This window comes from Zavarzinella formosa DSM 19928, assembly GCF_000255705.1.
GTDB lineage: Bacteria > Planctomycetota > Planctomycetia > Gemmatales > Gemmataceae > Zavarzinella > Zavarzinella formosa.
In genome coordinates this window covers 83854-84979 of sequence record NZ_JH636454.1, presented here as the reverse complement: position 1 = coordinate 84979, position 1126 = coordinate 83854, and the positions used below count along the sequence as shown (strand labels likewise).

The window sequence follows — 1126 nt, the reverse complement described above, 5'->3', positions numbered from 1 at the left end:
CGTGGCGGCGGTGGTGTCAGCGACTTCCGTGGCGGCGGCGGTTCCGACCATGCGTTCCAAGCCGGAGGCGTTCAATGAATCAGCCGCTTCCGTGGAGGAAGCCGTCCCGGTGATCAGCACGGGCGCGGCGGTGAACGACCAGCCGGTGTTGCCGGTCGCGTCCGTCGAGTTGGCCCCGGCGTAGAACGAGGCCCCGCCGGTGGCGGTCGAGTCTTTCAAGGACAGGTAATCACAGGAGACGACCCCGGAGGCGATGGAGATGGTCGCGGGACTGGCGGCGGTGTTGGTGTCAATCGTGATGAGGTTCCCGGACGTGCCGGTGGCGTTCAACGTGGTGACGGTGTAGGTCTTGCCCTGGGTGAACCGCACCGACTTGGGCGAGCCGAGCGTCAATGTGCCGATGGTCGGGCTGGACTGGAGCGTGACGCGGCCGGTGCCGCCCCCGGTGATCTGGAGGGTTGAATAGGTCAGCCCGCCGAGCTGCAAGGTCTTGACGATGGCCGAGGTGTCGGAGACGACGAGCGTCGAGGTTCCGGCGTTGAGCGTGAGATTGGAGTTGTTCGTCGCCATGTCCCACACGGTCGCCGTGCCGGAGATCGTCCAGGTTCCCGAGCCCATGTTCAGCGTGAACGGGCCGTTGTTTTCGTAGACCACCTTCGTCGTGGTGAAATTCGCCCCGGCCGTCAGCGTGCCCGACCTCAGCGTGGTCGTCCCGGTCGTGGAGAGGAAGGCATCGGAGGTGGTGAGCGTGCCGGTCAGGGTGTCGATGATCTGCTGGCCGGGGAAGTTCTGCCCGGCCGAGACCAGCGTGGAGGAGGAGCGGCAGGCGAAGGTGAGGGCGGCGCTTTGGGTCAGGGTCATCGCCGCGATCAATTTCACGGAGGTTCCGAGCGATGTCGCGGCCGTGCCAATGGTCAGGTTGGGCGTGTTCGTCGCCCCGGTCCAGTCCATCGAGCTGACACGCGGCATGTCAAGCGTGACGACCTGGCTGGCGGCGGTGAAGGAGTTGGCGTCAAAGACCGCGGTGTCCTGCGGCAGGGGCACCCGCCCGGCGACGGCCCCGCCGGAGGTGGTGAACCATTTGGAGGCCGACCAGTTGCCGGTTCCGGAGACCCAATATTGACTG

General features: G+C 66.3%; 1 protein-coding gene. It reads right to left on the bottom strand.

All coding sequences use genetic code 11. The features are described 5' to 3' along the window. A partial coding sequence (locus BGIM_RS65405) for a hypothetical protein (protein WP_040892313.1) occupies nt 1-1126 on the bottom strand: 1126 nt, incomplete at both ends.